The sequence below is a fragment of the Bifidobacterium actinocoloniiforme DSM 22766 genome, assembly GCF_001263395.1.
Classification (GTDB): domain Bacteria; phylum Actinomycetota; class Actinomycetes; order Actinomycetales; family Bifidobacteriaceae; genus Bombiscardovia; species Bombiscardovia actinocoloniiformis.
The window spans coordinates 842,459-859,650 of record NZ_CP011786.1; the positions used below are offsets into that span (position 1 = coordinate 842,459).

Below are 17,192 nucleotides of genomic sequence, written 5' to 3' on the forward strand. Positions count from 1 at the left end.
TTCGCGGTCAGAGGCCCCGCGCCCCCGATTCCGTTCCAGGTTGCCCCTACCGGGCGACCGTGGGCTGGCCGGCCTTGGCCTTGACCTGCTCGTCGATGTAGGAGGCGTAATAAGCGGCGCCGACGATGCCCGCTTGGTTGCGCAATTTGGCGGGCACGATTGGGGTGTCTACCTTGATGTAGGGCAGGAATTTCTCGCTGACCCTGCTGACCCCGCCGCCTACTACGAAACAGTCAGGGCTGAAGTAGCGCTCAAGCATCTGGTAGTACTTGGTCAGGCGGGCAGCCCACTTTTTGTAAGAGAGCTTCTTCACATCGCGCACCGAAGAGGCGGCGTAGCGCTCAGCGTCCTTGCCCTCCAGGGTCAGGTGGCCCAGCTCGGAGTTGGGTATCAACACGCCGTCGTATATCAGCGCCGAGCCGATGCCGGTGCCCAAGGTGGTGGCAATGACCAGACCATCCTGGCCCTTCGCCGCACCATAGCGCACTTCCGCCAGGCCGGCCGCATCAGCGTCGTTGACCACCGAAACAGGTCGGCCGCATGCCTCGGAGAAGACCTCCCACACGTCCTGGCCCAGCCAAGCCTGGTCCAGGTTGGCGATGAAGTCGATTGGGTGCCCAGGCCTGACGGGGGCGGGGAAAGCGACGCCCACCGGCGCGCTCTCAGGAACCTCGAACTGGTCCAGGAGCTTGCGCGCCACCTTACCGACGGCTTTGGGGGTCGAATGCTCAGGGGTCAGGATTTTCTTGCGGGGCTCAGCGAAGTCCCCGGCGACTAGGTCCACCGGGGCCGCCTTAATGCCGGATCCACCGATGTCAATGCCAAAAGCCTGGGCTGTCTCAATCATCCGCTCGCTCCTTCGCCGTCTGCGTATCGAACCGGTACGATACGCATTGTAGCGCACCCGCTCCCCCTAGACCACCCGCCCGGCGACGCGCCTGGTCTGACGGGCGAGAGAACATGAATGCATGGCCCTAGAACAGACGAGCACGAACCCTGTCACCATCTACTTAACCCGCCACGGGGAGACCACCGCCAATGCCATGCGCCTGATGCAAGGCTGGTCGGACTTCCCCCTAACCAACCAAGGCGTGGAAGGGACCAAGCAGCTGGGACGAGGACTGAGCGGCATCAGTTTCAGCGCGGCCTGGGCCGGCATGCTGACCCGCCAGTGGCGCACCTGCCGCAACGCCCTGGACTACTCCGACAACGCCGAAATCCAGGTGGGCATCGATCCCGACCTGCGCGAAGCCAACTTCGGCTCTTACGAAGGCTTCCCATCCGCCGACCTGATGCAGGCCATCTTCGGCCCCCGAGGCTACGCGCGCCTGGCTGAAGCCCGTGCCGAACTTGGCTGGGACGCGGCCGCCCAACTCCAGGACCGCATCGCGCAACTGGACCAGGAGAACCGTCTCGACACGAACCTGGACCCGGCCGACCGCGCGGAGACCAGCGACCAGGTGGCCCAACGCATGGCCGCCGCCTTGACCAGGATCGGCCGCGAGCGCGAGCAAGCTGGCGGAGGCAACGTGCTGGTCGTCTCCTCCGGCTCCTCAATCGAGATTTTCCTCACCGCCATCAAGAACGACGGCAAGCCCTTCCCGCCCTTCCTCAACAACTCGGTCACCCGTCTGGTCTACCAGCACGGCGAGTTCACGATTGACGGCGAAATCGCCTCGACCAAGTATTTCGAGCGCGGCCAGAACTAGGCTGCCCATCGTAAGCGCATCCGCCAGCCGGACGCCCTGCGCGGCCAAGGGCCCCGCCAGCGTCATCATCTGCACGCTGGCGGGGCCCTTGCCATCCCTGATGCATTACTTGAGCGGCGGCATAGGTTTCCAGTCCGGATCATGCAGGAGCTTACGCGAATCCAGCCAGCCACGCACCAGCTGCGGCACGCCGCTGAACAGGCTCTTGCGGTCCACGGCCACCAGCCGGATCAGCTCCTTGACGGCGGTCGCCGCCGTGCCCAGGGCGAACATGGCCGGCCGGTAGTCCCCATGGGCCATAAAGTAACGGGCCATGTAACCACGGTTGCGCATGATGTGGTAACGATTCATGTCCGAGGTGGAGTTGAGCTGACGCAGGCCCCCCATGTCCCAGTTGGCGATTGGACGAGTGCGGCGCATTACGACGTCCGAAACCGCGACCGGCTGCGTGACCTTGCTCGCCAGGTAGCCGTACATCGTGTCATCCCAATAGATGAAGAAGCGCGGATCGGGCAGCCCGATCTCCTCGACGACCTTGCGGGAGAAGAAAGCGCCCTCGAAGCACATGGTGTTCATGGCCTTCCGCCCGGAGGGGCCAAAGGCGGACGGGGCCACAGGGTCGGGTATGCCCAAAGAGGTTATGAAACGGTACTGCCAGTAGAAGGGGCCGCCGTCGTAGTCCAGCCGTGCGCCTTGAATCACCTGGTAGCGATCGGTCCACTTGGCCAATAGTTCCAGGCCCTTGGGCTCCACAGCCACGTCGTCGTCCATCACCCAGAACCAGTTGGCGCCCAGTTCGTACGCTTTCTTGACGCCGGCCGAGAACCCGCCCGCGCCGCCGCCGTTGCGTTGTTGAGGAACATAGACCACTCGCTCCTGCTTGCCGTCGGCATCGATGATGGTCTTGCCCCAGCGTCCGGTCGCGCGAGCGGAGAACTGCTCGACCATGATCCGGGTCTCCGCTGAGTTCTCGTTGTCCACCACCACAATCCGCCAGGGGGCCTGGGTCAGCTGCAGGATGGAGTCAAACAGGTTCGCCAGCAACTCCTGGCGCTTATAGGTGACGACGACGATGGCCGCCTTACTCAAATCTTGTGTCATAACCACATTGTGGCACCGCCCCGCAACTTTTCACCCCGGCCAGCCCACCCCCCAGGCTCGGCCGGACCGGCCGCGCCGATGACGACAAGTTCGAGCAGACGTCGCGCTCCGGTCCAGCGTACGCGCCCCGGGCCTGACCACATCACCGAACCCGATCGCGCCCGCAACTTCCCAGGTCTTCAAGACAGGATGGGGCCACCCGGTCATGCTGCGGCACCGCCACACCCGGCGAACCCCCAAGCCAGCAAGGAGTGGAGCGAGGCGATGAGCCGTTGACTGCCTAGATCGCTACTGCTATAGTGACAGCTGTTCCAAGTTTCAGGGAAGGTGAAATTCCTTACTGGCGGTAGCTGAGTCACGTCACTCAGGAGCCCGCGACCCGCGCAAGCGGTGGATGTCGGTGAGAATCCGAAGCCAACGGTCACAGTCCGGATGGAAGAAACGAGGCTCTCTATGAGTGTATCCAATCCCAATCAGCAGCAGCCCTCCGATGGCAGGGACCGTTTACGCGACGCCCACTCGACCAGTATCGGCGGATCCGGCCGCTGGTCCACCAAGCGCATCGCTATCTACGCCCTGTTCGTGGCCCTGACTATGGTCCTGAGCTTCTTTTCCTTCCCCATCTTCCCGGCCGCGCCCTGGCTCAAGTACGATCCCTCGGGCATCGTAGTCCTGGTATGCGGCTTCGCATTCGGGCCGGCCGCCGCAGCCATCGTCTCGGTACTGGGCTTCCTCCCCCATCTGTTCACCAACCCCTTCGGCGCAATCATCTCGATGGTGGTGGCCCTGGCCCTGAGCGTGCCTGCGGCCCTGATCTACCGGCGGATGCGCAGCCGCGCAGGCGCCCTGGTCGGAATTGTGTGCGGCGCGGTGCTGGCCGTCCTTGCGGCCATCGCCTGCAATGTGGTCATCACCCCCCTTTACGCTCACATGTCCATGAACGCGGTGCTGGCCATGATCGTGCCGATTCTCCTACCCTTCAACCTGACGAAGTTCGCCATCCACGGCGTCGTCACCTTCCTGATTTACAAGCCCATCTCTGTCTTGGTCAACAAGTAGCCACGCGTAAACGGGCATGCGGTCAAGCATGACGGTCATCAACGACGCGCGTTTCCTGCAGGGGGCGGACCCAGCGGGCGACGAACCAGCGGGCGACGAACCAGCGGGCGAGGACGCTCTCGCCCGCCTCAAAGATGTGTCTTTCTCATACGACGGCGGGGCCAGTTGGGCCCTGGACGGCGTGACGCTCGACGTCCGACCAGGCGAGCTCCTGTGCATCCTGGGGGCGAACGGGTCAGGCAAATCCACCCTGGGGCGGATCCTATCCGGGGAGGCCGCACCGGACCTAGGCCAAGTCGAGCTGATGGGCCGACAGGTCTTCGCCAACGGCAAGGGCCGGGAGCGCTTCCTGGACGCGGACGCCTACCGCCAAGCCCGTAAGCGCATCGGCATGGTCTTTCAGAACCCCCAGGATCAAATCGTCACCACGGTGGCTGAGGACGATGCGGCGTTCGGCCCGGAGAACCTGGGCATGCCGCGCCAGGACATGCTACGGACCGTGCCTGCAGCACTGGACCAGGTCGGCATGGAAGCAAGCGCGCGCGGAGACCCGACCCGCATGTCCGGCGGTCAGCAGCAGCGCCTGGCCGTGGCCGGAAGCCTGGCTATGGGCCCGAAAATGATGGTTTTAGACGAGCCTGGGGCAATGCTCGATGCGGACGGTCGGCGCGATATCCAGGCGATTATGCGCCGTCTGACCGCCAGCGGCACGGCCGTGGTCCATATCACCCACCTGTTGGACCAGGCTGAGCAGGCCGATCGTCTCCTTGTGCTTGACCACGGCCAGCTAGCGGCAGAAGGCAAACCGCAAGACGTGCTCACACGCACGGACCTGTCCGCCATCAACCCTGGGAGCACCGAGCGCGCCCGCCGGGACGGCCTAGCTGGTCCGGCCCACGACCTCCTGACCGAGAGCTCAGCCTCCCTCGCCGCCTCCGCGAGCGCCCAAGGCACTGGTCAGGCGGCTGCGTTGGCAATCGAACTGTCCGACGTATCCTTCCGATTTCCCCAAGCCAGTAAGGACAGCTTGACCAGGGTGAATCTGCGGCTCCAGGCGGGACGCGCCCTGGCCGTGATAGGCCGTAACGGATCAGGCAAGTCCACCCTGGCCCGCCTGATTTGCGCCCTGGCGAAGCCCAGCCGGGGCAGTGTCCGGGTGGCTGGCCTGCCTCTGGCCGGGCCCGACGCGCCTCAGGGCAAGCGGCAACAGCGCAGGAACCTGAAAAAGCTCCGGACGCGGGTGGGGTATGTGATGCAATACCCGGAGCGTCAGCTCTTCGCGGACACGGTAGCGCAGGATGTGGCCTACGGACCGGGCAACATGGGTTTGAGCGAAGCCGAAGTGAACCAGCGGGTGGATGACGCCTTGAATCTATTAGGCATCTCCAATCTAGCCGACCGCTCCCCCTTTGACCTGTCCGGCGGCCAACAGCGTCTAGTCGCCATCGCAGGAGTCGTGGCCTGCACCCCTCAGGTGCTCGTGCTGGATGAAGTGACAGCTGGCCTGGACCCCCAGGCTGCCAGCCGCATCATGAATCTCCTGGAGCTCCTGCGCCAAAAAGGGGTCACCATCGTACTGAACACGCACTCCGAGCGGGAGGCCATGAACCTGGCCGACCTGGCCCTCCTGCTGGAGGAGGGCCAGGTCGTGTCCTTCGGCGCCACAGCCGACGTTCTCGAAAACTACCACCTGCTCCTGGAGAATGCTCCCCATAGCCTGCAGAAAAAGGCAGGTCCGACAGGCGAAGAGGGACTGGGCGCACAATCACAAAACAGTCCAGCGGATGCGGATGGGCTGGTCAAAGTCGCAGAAGGGACCGCAGCCAAAGCGAGCGTCGGGAATGCGGCAGGCGGGGGCGCTTCCACCAGTCCGGTCCCCCCTCTGGATTCCACGAATGCCGGGACCCGCTCAGCCAGCCAAACCCGGCCCTCTTTAGTCGCCCGCCTGGACCCCAGGGCCAAGATTGTGACTTTCCTGCTGGCCATGCTGACCGCCTTTTTCATCAGCACGCCTCTCCAGCTCCTTCTTGGCCTATGCGCGACGGCCGCCCTGTTCGCGGCCGCCCGGGCCCCAATGCGTTCGATTCTGCGCTCGGTCAGGGCCTTCCTGGTTTTGATGGTCTTCCTAGCCGTCCTGAACCTCTTGGTCACCCGCAGCGGGCATGAGCTGGGCCGTTGGGGACCGCTCGTGGTGACCATAGGTGGAATCTGGGTGGCCGTGCTCTACTCCTGCCGTTTCACCTTGATCGTCCTCCTGGGGGCCCTGCTGGTCCAGACCACGACTCCCACGCAGATGACAGACGCTTTCGCCTCGCTGTTCAAACCGTTGACCCGGTTGGGCTTGCACACCGACGAAATCGCGATGGTGCTCTCCTTGGCCCTTCGATTCATTCCCACGTTGGACCAGGAGATGCGATCGATCATCGAATCGCAGGCGGCCCGAGGCGGTTCAATCGAATCCGGCGGTCCCTCCATGCGCCTACATGCGACCATGGCGATTACCATCCCAGTCTTCGCTGGGGCCCTTCGCCACGCCGACAACCTGAGCCGGGCCCTTGACGCCCGTTGCTACGAGGGCGGGCGTGGACGCACTCATTACCGCCTCCTCTCCCTGGGCAAGACGGACATGGCCTTCATAGCCCTCATGCTGGCTTACGTACTCGCCCTGATTGCCCTCGGGTTGTTTTAAAGACAGCGGAAGCTGGCAGAGGGCTGGGTAGAGGGACCGAGGACACCACTGCCAAGCACGCCTGAAACAGCCTCGTTGGAGGGCGCCACCAGCAACGGGGAGACACCCCCGCGACGAGGGCATGCCCACTCAGCTGCCTCGCCTGCGCATATCTTGAACGAGCCTGAGTACAGGCAGAGGGTCGCGACGAATTACTCGTCGCGACCCTCTGCGTACGTCTCAGGATCTCGCTCCCCGCCTACCGGGGACTAGTCACTGAGCGCCGTCACCCTGCGATTCTCCGGTCTCTGACGGATTCCGTCCAGCCTCCAGCCTGTCAACTTGAGCCTCGTCAGCCGCTAGGTCAGCGTCAGGCGTGGCTACGGCAGCCCCCACCAGCTCCGGCTCGCGCCCATCCGAATCAGCCGCGTGCTTGGGCCCGTCGAAGGGCTTGCCCTTGAAAGTGAACTCGCCCAGGATGCCCTCGCCCTCAGCGTCCACCATGACCGACTCGTTGTCGGTCAGGTCGCCCATCAGGATCTTCTCCGACATGGCGTCCTCGATGTCGCGTTGGATGACGCGGCGCAAGGGGCGGGCCCCCAAGAGTGGGTCGAAGCCCTTCTCGGCGAGCAGGTCCTTCGCCTTGTCGGTCAGCTCCAGCGACATGTGGCGCTCGAAGAGCCGGTCGTTGAGCTTCTTGACTTCCAGGTCCACGATCTGGCGCACCTGGGGCTCGGTCAGCTGCTGGAAGACGATGATGTCGTCCAGACGGTTCAGGAACTCGGGCCTGAACTGCTGCTTAAGCTCGCTGGTCACCTGATCCTTCATGCGCTGGTAAGACGTCTCCGTGTTGTTGCCCAGGTTGAAGCCGGTGTTGGCCGCCTTGGCGATGTCGCGGGTGCCCAGGTTAGTGGTCAGGATGATGATCGTGTTCTTGAAGTCCACGGTCCTTCCCTGGCCGTCGGTCAAGTGTCCATCATCCAATACCTGCAAGAGGGTGTTGAAGATGTCAGGGTGAGCCTTCTCGATCTCGTCGAAGAGCACCACGGAGAAGGGCTTGCGACGCACCTTTTCAGTCAGTTCGCCACCCTCCTCGTAGCCCACGTACCCCGGAGGCGCGCCGAAGAGACGCGAGGACGCGTACTTCTCCGAGAACTCTGACATATCCACCCTGATCAGGGCGTCCTCATCGTCAAAGAGGAACTGGGCCAAGGCCTTGGCCAGCTCGGTCTTGCCGACGCCGGTCGGCCCGGCGAAGATGAAGGAGCCTGCGGGCCGCTTGGGATCTTTGAGTCCCACGCGGGTGCGGCGAATCGAACGCGACAGGGCGGAGACCGCCTCGTCCTGGCCGATGATGCGCTTGTGGAGTTCGGCCTCCATGCCCAAGAGCTTCTTGGACTCGGCCTGGGTAAGCTTGAAGACCGGGATGCCGGTGGTTGAGGAAACGACCTCGGCGATCACATCCTCGTCCACGACCATCTTGACGTCGGACTCGCCCTCGTGCCAGGCCTTCTCCTTCTCCTTGCGCTCAGCCTCCAGCTTCTCCTGCTTGTCTCGCAGCTCGGCGGCCTTCTCGAAGTCCTGGTCCTTGATGGCCTGGTCCTTGGAGTCGTTGACCTTGGAGATCTTGGCGTCCAGCTCCTTGAGCTCAGGCGGAGCGGTCAGTCGCTTGATGCGCAAGCGGGCGCCAGCCTCATCCACCAGGTCGATGGCCTTGTCCGGCAGGTTGCGATCCTGGATGTAGCGGGCGGAGAGCTCGGCGGCGGACTGAAGGGCGCCATCGGTGATGGTCACATGGTGGTGGTGCTCGTAGCGCTCCCGCAGACCCTTCAGGATCTCGATGGTCTCGGCGATCGTAGGCTCGGGTACCTGGATGGGCTGGAAGCGCCGCTCCAGGGCCGCGTCCTTCTCAATGTACTTGCGGTACTCTTCGGTCGTGGTCGCGCCGATGGTCTGAAGCTCGCCGCGGGCCAGCAGGGGCTTCAGCATGTCGGAAGCGCCCAGGGCGCCGTCCGCCGAACCAGCGCCGACGATCGTGTGAATCTCATCGATGAAGAGGATCACGTCGCCACGGGTCTTGATTTCCTTCAGGACCTTCTTCAGGCGCTCCTCGAAGTCACCGCGGTAGCGCGAACCGGCCACCATGGAACCCAGATCCAGCGAGTAGACCTGCTTATCCTTGAGCGTCTCGGGCACATCGCCCTCATGGATCTTTTGGGCCAGCCCCTCCACGACGGCGGTCTTGCCCACGCCAGGCTCGCCAATCAGGACCGGGTTGTTCTTGGTACGGCGGGAGAGCACGACCATGACGCGCTCAATCTCCTTGGAGCGACCAATCACCGGGTCCAGCTTGCCTTCGGCGGCCTCTTGTGTCAGGTTACGGCCAAATTGGTCCAGGATAGCGGACCCGGTCTGCCCACGCTTGTCCTGGATGCCACCGGCGTTCGCCAGGTCGCCCTTGTCGGAGCCGGAGCCTTCGTGGCTGCCGCGGATCATGTCAATCGTGGCCGTGCGCAAATCGCCCAGGTCCACACCCATCTTGATCAGAACTTGGGTGCCCACACCCTCACCCTCACGGATGAGGCCCAGGAGGATATGCTCGGTGCCGATGTAGGAGTGGCCGAGTTGCAAGGCTTCACGCAGGGAGAGCTCCAGCACCTGCTTGGCGTGCGGGGTGAACGGGATGTGCCCGTTGGGCGCCGCGTTGCCCTTGCCGATCATCTCCTCCACCTGCTTGCGGGTGGCTTCCAGCTCAACTCCCTTGGAGGCGAGCGCCTTGGCGGCTACACCGTCGCCTTCGCGAATCAGGCCCAAAAGCAGGTGCTCAGTGCCGATATAGTTGTGCTGAAGGGCCCGGGCCTCTTCTTGCGCCAGTACAATGACGCGCCGCGCACGGTCGGTAAACCGCTCAAACATACGTGTCCTTCCCTAGAAGACTGCTACTCACTCTACCGATTTGAGATGACGAATATTCACCCGGCGCCGTCTATTGCGCTCTTAACGCAAAAACCCTACTGACGCTTGGTCCTGCGCCGCCTGCGAACGGTCTCCGGCTCGCTGTGGGGGCTCTCTTGGGCGTCGTCTTCGGCTTCTTCGGGCCCCTCGTTGCTGATTTGCTCGATCAACTCCACCTCGGGCCGTTCCTCGCGCGGAGCCTGGCGGACCACATCGATATGGAGGTCGTCAAAGGCCGGAGCGGATTGCACCCAGAGCGGGGGCGCCTGCGGCGGGTCGATCTCGGAGTGCTCGCCGCAGCCGTGGTCCAGGGCGACGACCTTGCCGTCGTCCGGGCTCCAACGGTTGGCGCAGACGCCGAACATGGTTCCCAGTTCGCCTTGAATAGGGATCATGAAACCGCAGGAAGCGCAGGTGGCGCCTTTGGCAGTGCGCGTGGACAGTGATTTGGGCCCCCGCTGTCCTTCGTACCAGCGCTTAGCGGTCTGGGCCCTGCCCAGGGGGCTCAAGACGTGCCGCCTCGTCAGGGCGAATCGCTCGACCGCCGAATCCAGGTCCTGCTTGGAGGCGCGCAGCCAGTCCCGTTCAGCCTCATCCTGTTCGCCCTGGTCGCTTCGCTCGTCCGCTTGGTCGGGCTGATCCCCAGCCTTCTTGAAAATCGCGCCACCGGCGTCGACCAGCTCCTGCGAGCCCTGAACGGTTTGCTCAGCGTCCTTCTGATTCCCCTGGCTCTCGCTTTCGTCTTGCGCGGCGGACTCGTAGCCCTTGTCGCCCGGCTGGAGGCCCGGTTCAAGCCTAGGGTCGTCCTTCTCGGTGCCCATCGCATCGGTCACCGACAGGTCGGAGGGAAGCAAGCGGTCCTTCCAAGGCACCCAGGCCGGCGGAAGGATGGCGTCTGAACCAGGGACCAGGGATGACTCATCGACCGTCCATCGATCCAGCTCGGCGTCGTGGAAGAGGGTGACCGACCACAGCCAACCCTCATAGCCCTTAATGAGGGAGGCGAAACGGAATTCGCTGACCCCATCCTCCCCCTCGCTGGAGCCGATGAAGTCACCAACCTCGCTGGGATCGGACGCTACTGACAGGGCCACGTCCCTAGCCAGGTCCTGGGGGTCACGTTGATCTTGGGGCATCGCCACACCTTCGCCATCCGCCTCGACCGCCAGAGCCAAGGCACCCGTCATTATCCATCGTCTTTGTCGTCCGCTGACCGCTTGACCAACCGTTCGGACCGCCCATTCAGGCCGCCCGCAGTCAGCCGCTAGACCTGCACGTCGAAGTCGTCCGCCACCGCGCGCAACAGGGCCGCCAGCTTGCGCGACTCCTCGTCCGCCGGGTAGCGGTGACGGCGCAAGTGGCCACCCGCCGAATCGAGCAGCTTAATCAGGTCCTCAACGATCGCGGCCATGTCGTCCGGTTGAGGACGGGTCGCCTTGACCAAAGAGGGGGCGGACCCGACCAGCTGGACATCCATGGCCTGAGGTCCTTTGCGGCCTGCGACCACGGAGAAGTCCACCCGGGTGCCCTTGCGTAGGGTCTGCACTCCAGCGGGCAGGGCCGAGGCCGGCAGGAACACATCCTCCCCCTCGTCTCCGGTTATGAATCCAAAGCCGCGCTTGGCATCGTACCAACGCACTTTCCCGCTGGGCATGACTACTCTCCTTCAGTTGCATAGGCTCGTAGCGGGCGAGCCTGTTGCGCCCCACCGCCGTAATACCACCAGTCTATCTCAGACAGTATCCCTGATAGAGTAAGCGCCCCACTCGCCAAAGCGACGGGCCTCCCGCCCCTACAGATGCGTTGGCCGCCGCAACCCGGGGGTTACGGCGGCCAACGTGAATAGGGACTCAGAGCGTCACCGTTCCCCGTCCTCCCGCCGTTCGTCATCCTCACTACGGGCTGCCGGGGCGCCCCAGCCTTTGACTGCCTCATACGCCGTGTAGGCGGTCACCAGCAGCAGGCACAGGGAAAAGACGGCCGTGGACCAGGTAAGGAGAGTACCGTCACGAGACGCCTCCCATAAGGACTGGATCAGCCAGACCGCACAGGCCACAGCGGTGAAACCGTATAGCCTGGCCCGCGATCGCTCATTAAGTTTCATGTGCGTTCCTTTCCTCATGCACCTAATCCATTGCCCCGACCGGCCGGGTCTGGACCGGTGTCACCACTCCAGACCCGAGCATCGACGCTAGCGGCGCCTTCGGGGCGCGGTTCAGCTCTTCTTGCGCTTAGAGATGATGTCGACCGCTACGGCCAGCAGGAGCACCAGGCCCTTGATGGTTTTCACAATGGCTGTGTCCACACCCATAATCGACAGGCCCTGGTTGATGACACCCATCACGAAAGCGCCGACCACAGCACCGGGGATGGTGCCGACGCCGCCAGCCACGGCCGTACCACCGATGAAGCAGGAGGCGATGGCATCCATCTCGAACTCCATACCGGACTGGGCGGTGGCCGAAGCTAGGCGGGAGAGCATGCAGATGGCGGCCACAGCGGACAGGAAGCCCATGTGGACGAAAAGGATGAAGTCAACACGCTTGGTGTTGATGCCGGAGAGAATGGCGGCCTTCCGGTTGCCACCCACGGCGTAGACATGACGGCCGAAGACCGTGCGGGTCAGGATGAAGTTGTAGACCAGCACCAGCACGCCCACGATGACCAGCATGATTGGGATGCCGCCCTGAGTGGCGTTACCTGAGGAGGCCAGCAGGTAGGTGACGAACAGGATGGCCACGGAGATTACGGCGATCTTGATAATCGTCAGGCTCATGGGCTCGGGAATCAGACCAACCTTCTCGGCCCTGCGGCGCTTGGACAGCTGGCTCCAGGCGTAGGCCACGATGCACAGCAGACCGACCACGACCGTCAGACCGTCGAACTGCCCCCAGAATCCGAAGATGTTGGGCAAGTAGTTGCGGGCGATACCGCGGAAAGCATCGGAGGTGATCGGGACAGACTCGCCAACGATGACAGTGGCCAGGCCACGGAAGATCAACATGCCAGCCAAGGTGGTAATGAAGCCGGGGATACCCACGTAGGCCACCCAGAAGCCCTGCCACATGCCGATGATCACACCCACCAGCAGCGACACCACGATGGCCAGCATCCAGTTGACGCCCTGCCGTTCCATCAGGATGGCGCACACGCCGCCGATGAAGGCCACTAGCGATCCAACGGACAGGTCGATGTGGGTGGCGATGATGACCATCACCATACCGATGGCCAGGATGATCACGTAAGCGTTCTGCTGGATGAGCGAGACGAAACTGTTGGGCTTGAGAAGCACGCCCTTGGTCAGCACTTCGAACACCACCACGATGACCAGCAACGCCGCCACGATGCCGTACTGCCGGGCGTTGTTGGCAATGGTCGCCAGGAGGCCATTGCCCTCCTGCTTCTGCTTGGCCGGGCTGGCCGGACTTGCGGTTGCCGAGCTCATGATACTGCCACTTCCTTTTCCTTGGTCATACCCTTCATCAGGTATTCCTGGGTAAATCCATTCTTATCCACGTTGTCGGTGATTACGCCTTGGCTGACGGTGTAGATGCGGTCGCATATACCGATCAGCTCGGGCAGTTCGGACGAGATGACGATGACGGCCTTGCCGGCATCGGCCAGCTGGTCGATGATCTCGTAGATCTCATACTTAGCGCCCACATCGATGCCTCGGGTGGGTTCGTCGAGGATGAGGATGTCCGGGTCGGCGATCACCCATTTGGACAACACCACCTTCTGCTGGTTACCGCCCGAGAGCGTGTCCACGCCCTCGTCGATGTCGCGGCACTTGATGCGGAACTCGCGCCGGTACTTCTCGACTTCCTTGACCTCCTCATTGTCGTCCATCACGCCGTTCTTGCTCATGCGCTTGAGGGAGGCCATGGAGGCGTTCTCGCGAATGTTCTGCAGCAGGTTGAGCCCGTAGACCTTGCGGTCCTCGGTGGCGTAGGCCAGTCCGGCGTCGATGGCGGCCTGCACATTGGGCAGATTCACCTTCTTGCCCTTGATGTAGACCGAGCCGGAGATGCCCGAACCATAGGAGCGCCCGAACACGGACATGGCCAGCTCGGTACGGCCGGCGCCCATCAGACCGGCGAGACCGACGATCTCGCCGGACCTGGCCTCTATGTTGGCGTGGTCGACCACCACTCGGCTGGAGTCGAGCGGGTGGTGGACCGTCCAATCCTCGATCCGGAAATACTCGGGACCGGGCTTGTTGGCTGGATGGTCGGGATACAGGTTGGTCAGAGGCCTGCCCACCATCTTGCGGATGAGCTCGTCCTGGTCCAGCGGCGTCTCCTTGGTCACGAACATGGTCCCCACGGTCGAGCCGTCTCGGATGATCGTGACGTTGTCGGCTATCTGGGCCACCTCGTTGAGCTTGTGGGTGATAATGATGCACGTCACCCCGTGCTCGTCGCGCAGCTGGCGCACCAGGCTCAGCAGGTGGGCGGAGTCCTCGTCGTTCAGGGCGGCGGTGGGCTCGTCCAAGATGAGCAACTTGACGTTCTTGGACAGGGCCTTGGCAATCTCGACCAGCTGCTGCTTGCCGACACCCATGTCCATGATCTTGGTGTCCGGGTCGTCGGGAAGCCCCACCCGCTCCATCAGCCGCTTGGCCTCGGAACGCGTGGCGTTCCAGTCGATTACGCCGCCCTTGGCCTGCTCGTTGCCGATGAAAATGTTCTCGGCCACCGACAGGTAGGGGCTCAGGGCCAGCTCCTGGTGGATGATGACGATGCCATCGGCCTCGGAGTCCTTGATGTTGCGGTATTTGCACGTCTTGCCGTCAAAGCTGATCGTGCCGGTGTAACTTCCATACGGATACACACCAGAAAGCACATTCATCAGGGTGGACTTGCCCGCGCCGTTCTCACCGCAGATCGCGTGGATCTCGCCACGCTCCACGGAGAGGTTCACCTGGCTTAAGGCGGTGACCTGACCGAATGTCTTGGTGATGCCATCCATATGCAAAATGGTGTCTGAATCAGACATTTCATCACTCCTTGTTGGTCTGAATACGCCCGGCGGCGGCACCTGACGCGATGCGCGCCGCGGGGCCGGGATGGCGGGGCGGCCTCCATCCCAGACCGCCCCGCCTCAGCGGCTATTGGGCAGCGACGTCGCCCGAGACCAGCTTGTCGAATCGATCCTGGGTGAGATACTTCGCCTTAACCAGGTCGGGCAGGTTGTCCTTGGTGATGTTCTGCGGGTCGAGCAACTCGGAGGGCACGTCGATGGTGTTGTTGTTGAACTTACCGTTCAGGCCGGTGACCTTCTTGCCCTGCGCGATCTCCATCACCATGTCGTACACGGCGTTGGCCAGCTTGTTCACGTCCTTGAACACGGTCTGGCCCTGGGTGCCCTTGGCGATGTTGGCCACAGCGATCTCCATAGCGTCCTGGCCGGTGATGTAGGGCCAGTTGGCGCCGCCAGGCTGCATGTCGGGGCGCTTGGACTGGATGGCGTTGATCACACCCTGGGAGATGCCGTCGTAGGGGCTGAGAACCGCATCCAGCTTCTCACCATGCGCGTAGCTGGAATCCAGGATGGATTCCATATCCTTCTGGGCCTGCTCGGCTTTCCACGACTGCACGGAGATCTTCTGCCAATCCGAAAGCTTGAAGTCCTTGTTTACGCCGCCGCCGTGGTTGGAGGGGCTCACCAGCACGCCGGACTTGAAGTAGGGCTGCAACAGCTGCCAGGCACCCTTGAAGAAGTACTTGGCGTTGTTGTCGTCGGGCGAGCCAGAGAAGAGCTCCACATTGAAGGGGCCCTTGGCGCCGGTCTTGAGACCAAGCTTGTCGATCAGATAGTTGGCCTCCAACACACCGGTCTGCTCCAGCTGGAAGGTAGCGTAGTAGTCGACGGCCTTGGTGTTCATGATCAGGCGGTCGTAAGCGATGACCTTGGCGCCGGCGTCGTGGGCCTTTTCCACGGCCGGGCCGACAGCGGTGCCATCCTTGGAGGCCACGACCACGATCTTGGCGTTGTTGTTTACCATATTCTCGATGTCGGCGTTCTGCTGGGCGGGCTTATCGTCAGCGAAGGAGAGGATGACCTTGTAACCGGCCGCCTCCAGCTTCTTCTTAAGGTTGTTGCCGTCCTTGTTCCAACGTTCCTCGGACTTGGTTGGCATGGAGATGCCAATGGTGGCGCCCTTCTCTATGCCTCCCTGGGCCCCGTCCGCATACTGGCCTCCACGGGTGTGGCTGCAAGCCGACAACGACAGGCAGGCGGCGACACCCACGACCACCGCGAACGCTTTCTTGGTCAAGTGCATCTTTGTACTCTCTTTCCCCATCTTGTTCGGACAAGCACCTGCGCTTGCCAGCCCCCCGATGAGATGGCGGGCATAAAGATAAGAGTATCGCTTTATGTTAAGTTGTCAAACTCAATAACGCCTATAAACTGGTTTTGCATTTTAAAACCAAATACAATACCGCTGCCCCTTTCCCCCCGCGATATCCTGTGCACCTAGGCAACCCCAACAACCGCCCGCGAAAGCGCTACACTTGAGTGTCATGGCACGTGCATTCGGTTCTCAAAGCTCCCTACGGGAGGGCAACCGTGCCTTGATCCAGGAGGCGATCACCAGGTTCGGCGCCATGACGCAAGTGGAACTGGCAGAGACCACTGGGCTGTCCACTGCCACTGTGTCCACCTTGGTGCGCCAACTGGTCGACGAGCGGCGCCTGGAGACGCAGAACACCATACGGAACGGGCGTAGGGCCACGCTGGTAGCGCCAGCCCGCAAGGACGGGCTACTCGTAGGCGTGCACATCGGTGAGCGCGAACTCCTGATCGACGTGATTGACTACTCCAAGACCATCCTGGCCAGCCACCGGCTCCCCCTCGCCTTCAGCCACAAGGCCGATACCACCATCGAGCGAGCTATCATCCTGATCAACGAGACTGTGCACAGCATCGGCGCCTCACCCAACGAAATCAAGGGCGTGGGCCTGACCGTCGCCGCCCCGGTCGACTCCATCCGGCACGTCATCGCCGTCCCCGGCATCCTCCCCGGCTGGGACGGCATCGATCTAGCCGGTCCGTTCGGAACTGCGCTGCAAGTGCCGGTGGTGGTGGACAACGACGCGAATGCGGGCGCCATCTGCGAGTTCAGGATGGGCGCCACGGTCGGCAAAGGCAATTTCATCTACGTTGACGCGAGCAGCGGCGTTGGGGCCGGAATCATGGTTAACGGCTCCCTCATGCGCGGTGTGACCGGATTGGCCGGGGAGATCGGGCACATCCAGGTCGACCCCCTGGGCTCAATCTGCGCCTGCGGCAACCGCGGATGCCTGAACACCGTCGTTGGCGAGGAACGGCTGATCTCCCTGCTCAGCGTGACCCACGGCAACATGACCTTGGAAGACCTGGTCGGCTCCGCACTGGCCGGCGACCCCGGCTGCCGCAGGGTCATATCGGACGCGGCCGTGCGCATCGGCACGGTGACCGCGGATCTGTGCATATCGGTGGACCCCGAACTCGTCGTGGTCGGCGGCAGGCTGGCCACCGCCGGCGACATGTTCCTGGACCCCCTGGCCGAGGCGCTCCAGCGCTTGCTGTTCCCTAACGCTTTGACCCCTATACAAGTGGTATCCTCTCAATATCCACTGGATGCGCCGGCACTGGGGGCCGCCCTGCTCGTCATGGACAGAGAGGACAGGCCACCAGCATGAGACGACGGTGGA

At 63.0% G+C, this 17,192-nt stretch carries 13 protein-coding genes and 1 riboswitch; of the genes, 4 read left to right on the forward strand and 9 right to left on the reverse strand.

Annotated features, from left to right (window positions below; all coding sequences use genetic code 11):
* Positions 1-46: 46 nt before the first annotated feature.
* Complete coding sequence (gene ppgK, locus AB656_RS03350; protein WP_033503769.1) at positions 47-847, reverse strand: polyphosphate--glucose phosphotransferase; 801 nt, start codon at positions 845-847, stop codon at positions 47-49.
* A gap of 121 nt (positions 848-968) precedes the next feature.
* Here ppgK and AB656_RS03355 point away from each other — a divergent pair, with 121 nt between their 5' ends.
* Positions 969-1,709 carry a histidine phosphatase family protein gene (locus AB656_RS03355; RefSeq protein ID WP_051905305.1) on the forward strand — a complete coding sequence of 247 codons (741 nt, stop codon included), beginning with the start codon at positions 969-971 and terminating at the stop codon, positions 1,707-1,709.
* 105 nt (positions 1,710-1,814) lie between these two features.
* Here AB656_RS03355 and AB656_RS03360 read toward each other — a convergent pair whose 3' ends face one another.
* The gene (locus AB656_RS03360) at positions 1,815-2,810 is read right to left on the reverse strand and encodes a glycosyltransferase (protein ID WP_033503768.1); all 996 of its coding nucleotides are present in this window, start codon (positions 2,808-2,810) and stop codon (positions 1,815-1,817) included.
* 310 nt (positions 2,811-3,120) lie between these two features.
* Positions 3,121-3,258, forward strand: a riboswitch (FMN riboswitch).
* A 5-nt stretch (positions 3,259-3,263) separates the two neighbouring features.
* Between AB656_RS03360 and AB656_RS03365 the strand changes: the two genes are divergently transcribed.
* Positions 3,264-3,869, forward strand: coding sequence for an ECF transporter S component (locus AB656_RS03365; RefSeq protein WP_081924863.1), 606 nt, complete (start codon positions 3,264-3,266; stop codon positions 3,867-3,869).
* A gap of 28 nt (positions 3,870-3,897) precedes the next feature.
* A complete protein-coding gene (locus AB656_RS03370) occupies positions 3,898-6,558 on the forward strand; it encodes an energy-coupling factor transporter ATPase (RefSeq protein WP_051905306.1) in 2,661 nt (886 codons plus the stop codon).
* A 252-nt stretch (positions 6,559-6,810) separates the two neighbouring features.
* Here AB656_RS03370 and AB656_RS03375 read toward each other — a convergent pair whose 3' ends face one another.
* From AB656_RS03375 to AB656_RS03405, 7 genes are all read right to left on the reverse strand, one after another.
* Positions 6,811-9,453 (reverse strand): ATP-dependent Clp protease ATP-binding subunit, encoded by a 2,643-nt coding sequence (locus tag AB656_RS03375; RefSeq protein ID WP_033503767.1) that lies wholly within the window; start codon positions 9,451-9,453, stop codon positions 6,811-6,813.
* A gap of 95 nt (positions 9,454-9,548) precedes the next feature.
* The gene (locus AB656_RS03380; protein WP_081924955.1) at positions 9,549-10,628 is read right to left on the reverse strand and encodes a DUF3027 domain-containing protein; all 1,080 of its coding nucleotides are present in this window, start codon (positions 10,626-10,628) and stop codon (positions 9,549-9,551) included.
* A gap of 128 nt (positions 10,629-10,756) precedes the next feature.
* Positions 10,757-11,146 (reverse strand): cold-shock protein, encoded by a 390-nt coding sequence (locus tag AB656_RS03385; RefSeq protein WP_033503766.1) that lies wholly within the window; start codon positions 11,144-11,146, stop codon positions 10,757-10,759.
* A 204-nt stretch (positions 11,147-11,350) separates the two neighbouring features.
* Positions 11,351-11,596 (reverse strand): hypothetical protein, encoded by a 246-nt coding sequence (locus AB656_RS03390; RefSeq protein WP_033503765.1) that lies wholly within the window; start codon positions 11,594-11,596, stop codon positions 11,351-11,353.
* A 111-nt stretch (positions 11,597-11,707) separates the two neighbouring features.
* Entirely contained in the window at positions 11,708-12,937 is a 1,230-nt protein-coding gene (mmsB, locus tag AB656_RS03395; protein ID WP_033503764.1) for a multiple monosaccharide ABC transporter permease, read from the reverse strand.
* The gene (locus tag AB656_RS03400) at positions 12,934-14,490 is read right to left on the reverse strand and encodes a sugar ABC transporter ATP-binding protein (protein WP_033503763.1); all 1,557 of its coding nucleotides are present in this window, start codon (positions 14,488-14,490) and stop codon (positions 12,934-12,936) included. Before AB656_RS03400 ends, mmsB begins: the two co-directional genes overlap by 4 nt.
* A gap of 112 nt (positions 14,491-14,602) precedes the next feature.
* The gene (locus AB656_RS03405; RefSeq protein ID WP_033503762.1) at positions 14,603-15,778 is read right to left on the reverse strand and encodes a substrate-binding domain-containing protein; all 1,176 of its coding nucleotides are present in this window, start codon (positions 15,776-15,778) and stop codon (positions 14,603-14,605) included.
* 241 nt (positions 15,779-16,019) lie between these two features.
* Between AB656_RS03405 and AB656_RS03410 the strand changes: the two genes are divergently transcribed.
* A complete protein-coding gene (locus AB656_RS03410; protein ID WP_033503761.1) occupies positions 16,020-17,180 on the forward strand; it encodes an ROK family transcriptional regulator in 1,161 nt (386 codons plus the stop codon).
* Positions 17,181-17,192 lie beyond the last annotated feature (12 nt).

What these genes read in the sequence shown, in the direction of transcription:
- ppgK (WP_033503769.1), bottom strand. Translation starts at nt 847, where the DNA reads ATGATTGAGACAGCCCAGGCTTTTGGCATTGACATCGGTGGATCCGGC.
- AB656_RS03380 (WP_081924955.1), bottom strand. Translation starts at nt 10,628, where the DNA reads ATGCCCCAAGATCAACGTGACCCCCAGGACCTGGCTAGGGACGTGGCC.
- AB656_RS03370 (WP_051905306.1), top strand. Translation starts at nt 3,898, where the DNA reads ATGACGGTCATCAACGACGCGCGTTTCCTGCAGGGGGCGGACCCAGCG.
- AB656_RS03375 (WP_033503767.1), bottom strand. Translation starts at nt 9,453, where the DNA reads ATGTTTGAGCGGTTTACCGACCGTGCGCGGCGCGTCATTGTACTGGCG.
- AB656_RS03385 (WP_033503766.1), bottom strand. Translation starts at nt 11,146, where the DNA reads ATGCCCAGCGGGAAAGTGCGTTGGTACGATGCCAAGCGCGGCTTTGGA.
- AB656_RS03365 (WP_081924863.1), top strand. Translation starts at nt 3,264, where the DNA reads ATGAGTGTATCCAATCCCAATCAGCAGCAGCCCTCCGATGGCAGGGAC.
- mmsB (WP_033503764.1), bottom strand. Translation starts at nt 12,937, where the DNA reads ATGAGCTCGGCAACCGCAAGTCCGGCCAGCCCGGCCAAGCAGAAGCAG.
- AB656_RS03355 (WP_051905305.1), top strand. Translation starts at nt 969, where the DNA reads ATGGCCCTAGAACAGACGAGCACGAACCCTGTCACCATCTACTTAACC.
- AB656_RS03360 (WP_033503768.1), bottom strand. Translation starts at nt 2,810, where the DNA reads ATGACACAAGATTTGAGTAAGGCGGCCATCGTCGTCGTCACCTATAAG.
- AB656_RS03410 (WP_033503761.1), top strand. Translation starts at nt 16,020, where the DNA reads ATGGCACGTGCATTCGGTTCTCAAAGCTCCCTACGGGAGGGCAACCGT.
- AB656_RS03400 (WP_033503763.1), bottom strand. Translation starts at nt 14,490, where the DNA reads ATGTCTGATTCAGACACCATTTTGCATATGGATGGCATCACCAAGACA.
- AB656_RS03405 (WP_033503762.1), bottom strand. Translation starts at nt 15,778, where the DNA reads ATGCACTTGACCAAGAAAGCGTTCGCGGTGGTCGTGGGTGTCGCCGCC.
- AB656_RS03390 (WP_033503765.1), bottom strand. Translation starts at nt 11,596, where the DNA reads ATGAAACTTAATGAGCGATCGCGGGCCAGGCTATACGGTTTCACCGCT.